Below are 3992 nucleotides of genomic sequence, written 5' to 3'. Positions count from 1 at the left end.
AGCGCTCCACGGGCGAGCCTAATGTAACGCCATTAGAGAATCACCGTGCGCTGGCCGTTCAGCTGCACCCGCTCCTCGCAGTGCAGGCGCACGGCGTGGGACAGGGCGGTGGCCTCGGTGTCGTGGCCGAGGTGGATCATCTGCTCAACCGACACCTGGTGGTCGATGGCTTTCACTTCCTGGGCAATGATCGGCCCCTCATCGAGGTCGGAGGTCACATAATGGGCGGTGGCGCCGATGACCTTGACCCCCCGCTCATAGGCCTGGTGATAGGGCTTGGCGCCCTTGAAGCCGGGCAGGAAGGAGTGGTGGATGTTGATGGCACGCCCCTGCAGTTGCTGGCACAGGTCGTCGGACAGGATCTGCATGTAGCGCGCCAGCACCAGCAGGTCGACTCGCTGCTCGCGGATCAGGGCCAGGATCTGCGCCTCCTGCTGCAGCTTGGTTGCTGCTGTCACCGGCAGGTAGTGATAGGGCAAACCGTACCACTCGACCTGGCTGCGACAGTCCTCGTGGTTGCTGACCACGCCGACGAGCTCCGCCGGCAGCGCCCCCGCCCGCCACTTGGTGAGCAGTGCCACCAGGCAGTGGTCGTAGCGCGATACCGCCAGCAGTACCCGCGGCAGCGCGGCGGCGGGGCGCAGCCGGTACTGCATGTTCATCCCGGCGGCGAGCTCGGCAAAGCGCTCGCTGAATTCCTGGTAGGAAATCGTCATCGCGCGGTCGTCGAACACGCAGCGCAGGTGGAAGGTGCCGGTCACCGGGTCGCTATAGTTGGAAATCTCGGTGATAAAGGCGCCGGCCTGCAGGAACAGCTGCGAGTAGTGCGCGACCACGCCGAGGCGGTCCGGGCACTGGAAGGAGAGGATGTAGGCGCAAGGCGCGGTGGTTTCTGCTGTGGTCATCATTGGGCCATGGCTGCGAGGGTTGCGGCGAGGGCCCCTGCCCTGCCGGCGCCAGCCGCCAGCCCGGAAGCGGACGGCAGTCTGGCAGTGCTGATGGGGAATACTAAAGCATGGCGCCGGCGCATTACAGCGCCGGCGCCGTTATCGCTGCAGGAGCCGGCTAGAAATTGAAGCCGTTGCCTGTCACCACCGGCACATTGGTCCACAGATCTTTCGGATCCCGGTACCAGCCCGCCGCCGCCAACGCGCCGCCGTCGAGATTGATGGTGGTCCCCGTCACCCAGGCGGACAGCTCGGAGGCGAGGAACAGGGCGCAGCCCGCGGCGTCCTCCGGGGTGCCGAAGCGCTCCAGCGGAATCCAGCGCCGGGTGTGCGCCTGGTGCTCCGGCGCGATCAGCTCGGACGGGCGCACCTGGGCGGTCTCGGTGGTTTCCGGGGCGATGGCGTTGACGCGGATGCCGTCCGGCCCCAGTTCCAGGGCCAGGCTGCGGGTAAAGCCGGTGATGGCGTGCTTGAAGGCGCAGTAGGTGGTGACCATGGGAATGCCGCGGAAGGCTTCGATGGAGGAAATGCTGATGATGCTGCCGCCCTTGCCACGCGCCTGCAGCAGGGGAATGGCCGCCCGGGTAACGGTGAAGATATGCTTCAGGTTCACCGCATACAGTCGCTCCAGATCCTCGTCGGTGCAGGCCGCGAAGGGCTTGATAATACCGAGGAAGTCACCGACGTTATTCACCAGCACATCGAGGCCGCCGAAACGGTCCTGCACCTGCCGCATGAGCGCGGTCACCGCGGCGCTGTCGCAGACATCGGTGCAGGACACCAGGGCCGGCACCCCCTGCCCCGCCAGCGCGGCCTCCAGTTCGCGACAGCGCTCGGGGTCGAGCTCCGCCACCACCAGTGACGCACCCCGGGCGCCGAAAGCCTCTGCGATGGCGCGCCCGATGCCGGCGCCGCCGCCGGTAACCAGTACTGTCTTGCCGCTGAAATCCAGGTCCTGCATGCTGTCCTCTCCTGTTGGCAACGTCGAAGGACTCGGTATAGCACGGCGCCGCCAGCGGTGCATTCCCGCCGCCCCGCCAGCGGGCAGGCGGGGCCCGCGGGTTTGATTTGTCAGTCCTGACCGGGCGCCTGAACCGACACTGCCACTACTTGTAGGTGACCACCAGGTAGCCCTGCAGCGCCACCTTGCCGGTGGCGCGGATACTGTGTTCCACATCGGCCCGGTAGTGCGCGGAATCACCCGCCGCCAGCTTGCACTCGGTGCCACCGGCGACAATCACCGCCTTGCCCGCAGTCACCGTGAACAGTTCGCGGGTGCCGCTGAAGTGGGCCGAGCTGTCGAGGCTGGCGCCGGGCTGGATCTGCAGTTCGTAGAACTCGACGCTCTTCTCCATGTGCAGCGGCGACAGGGTACGGATCTGGCATTCGCGGTCGGCGCGAAACAGGCTGGCCGGGTCGTCCCCCCGCACCACCTCGATCATGCCACCGGCGAGGGGATCATCCACCAGTTCACCTATACTGAGGCCAAAGGCCTGGGCAATGCGGAAGGTCACCGCCAGGGTCGGGTTGGCCTGGCCGCGCTCGATCTGGCTCAGCATGGAGCGGCTGACGCCGGAGGCCGCAGCCAGCTGGTCGAGGGTGAAGCCGTGGCTCTGGCGCAGCTCGGTCACGCGTTCGCAGAGCACCCGGCTGGCGGGATCAAGGGCGGATTTGGACATGGCATTCTTCCACAATAAAAGAATTTCTTCTTGTATGAAGGATAACTGGCATCTACTATACCGGAAAATTTCCACAATGGTGAATCTGACATGAAAGCGCTGGTGAAGAAAGAAGCGACCAAAGGACTCTGGCTGGAGGACGTGCCCGAGCCCCGGATCGGCATCAACGACGTCCTGATCAAGGTCAAGCGCACCGCCATCTGCGGTACCGACATGCATATCTACCACTGGGATGCCTGGGCGCAGAAAACCATCCCGGTGCCCATGGTGGTGGGCCACGAATTCGTTGGCGAGATTGTCGAGGTGGGTTCCAACGTGGTCGACTTCCGCCCCGGGCAGATCGTCTCCGGCGAGGGCCATGTGGTCTGCGGCCGCTGCCGCAACTGCATGGCCGGGCGCCGCCACCTGTGCGCCCGCACCAGCGGCGTCGGCGTCGACCGCGCCGGCGCCTTTGCCGAGTACATGGCCCTGCCCATGTCCAATGTCTGGGAACACTCCACGGGCATCGACCTCGACGTCGCCGCCCTGTTCGACCCCTTCGGCAACGCGGTGCACACCGCCCTGCAGTACGACCTGCTCGGCGAGGATGTGCTGATCACCGGTGCCGGTCCCATCGGCGCCATGGCCGCGGCGGTGTGCCGCCACGCCGGCGCCCGCCACGTGGTGATTACCGATGTGATTGACAAGCGCCTGGAGCTGGCCGCCACCCTGGGCGCGACCCGCACCGCCAACGTGACCCGCGAGAGCCTGGCCGAGGTGCAGCAATCACTGGGCATGGACGAAGGCTTCGATGTCGGCCTGGAAATGTCCGGCAACCCCCAGGCCTTCCGCGACCTGCTGGCCAATATGTGCCACGGTGGCAAGGTGGCCATGCTCGGCATTCCCAGTGAGAACACCGCCATCGACTGGAACACGGTGATCTTCAACATGCTGACCCTGAAAGGCATCTATGGCCGCGAGATGTATGAGACCTGGTACAAGATGTCGGTGATGATCGAGTCGGGGCTGGATATCTCCCCGGTGATTACCCACCGCATGGGCTACCGCGATTTCCAGCAGGGTTTTGACGTCATGAGCGCGGGCGAAGCCAGCAAGGTCGTGCTGAACTGGGAGGACTAGCCCCGGCTGCGGGAGCCCGGGGTTTTCACCGTCGCCAGCATCGCCAGCGCCTCGTCACACCAGGCCAGGAACTGCTCGCCCTGGCGGATGCCCGCCAGCAGCGCCAGGTACACACCCTTGCGCCGCACCGGGAGGGTCTCTGGCCTGGCGTAGTGGCGGCGGCGGATCCGCTCGTACAGGTAGAGACGCTGCATCATCTGCTTGCGCCGCTGCTCCACCTCCGCGGCGAGGTGGGCGGCGTTGTCGT

At 65.8% G+C, this 3992-nt stretch carries 5 protein-coding genes; 1 reads left to right on the top strand and 4 read right to left on the bottom strand.

Annotation, left to right across the window (positions count from 1 at the left end; all coding sequences use genetic code 11):
- Positions 1-32: 32 nt before the first annotated feature.
- From purU to RJQ10_RS11100, 3 genes are all read right to left on the bottom strand, one after another.
- Complete coding sequence (gene purU, locus RJQ10_RS11110; RefSeq protein ID WP_350146554.1) at positions 33-908, bottom strand: formyltetrahydrofolate deformylase; 876 nt, start codon at positions 906-908, stop codon at positions 33-35.
- 157 nt (positions 909-1065) lie between these two features.
- Positions 1066-1908: an SDR family NAD(P)-dependent oxidoreductase gene (locus RJQ10_RS11105; protein ID WP_350146552.1), complete on the bottom strand. Its 843-nt coding sequence runs from the start codon at positions 1906-1908 to the stop codon at positions 1066-1068.
- Positions 1909-2053: 145 nt separating this feature from the next.
- Complete coding sequence (locus RJQ10_RS11100) at positions 2054-2626, bottom strand: helix-turn-helix domain-containing protein (protein ID WP_350146551.1); 573 nt, start codon at positions 2624-2626, stop codon at positions 2054-2056.
- 90 nt (positions 2627-2716) lie between these two features.
- Here RJQ10_RS11100 and tdh point away from each other — a divergent pair, with 90 nt between their 5' ends.
- Complete coding sequence (gene tdh / locus RJQ10_RS11095; RefSeq protein ID WP_350146549.1) at positions 2717-3745, top strand: L-threonine 3-dehydrogenase; 1029 nt, start codon at positions 2717-2719, stop codon at positions 3743-3745.
- Here tdh and RJQ10_RS11090 read toward each other — a convergent pair.
- The coding region (locus RJQ10_RS11090; protein ID WP_502880234.1) for a virulence activator alpha C-terminal domain-containing protein at positions 3742-3992 on the bottom strand (251 nt) is incomplete at its 5' end. The genes tdh and RJQ10_RS11090 overlap by 4 nt on opposite strands.

It is taken from the genome of Haliea sp., assembly GCF_040222615.1.
GTDB lineage: Bacteria > Pseudomonadota > Gammaproteobacteria > Pseudomonadales > Halieaceae > Haliea.
This window is presented reverse-complemented; position numbering and strand designations above follow the sequence as displayed.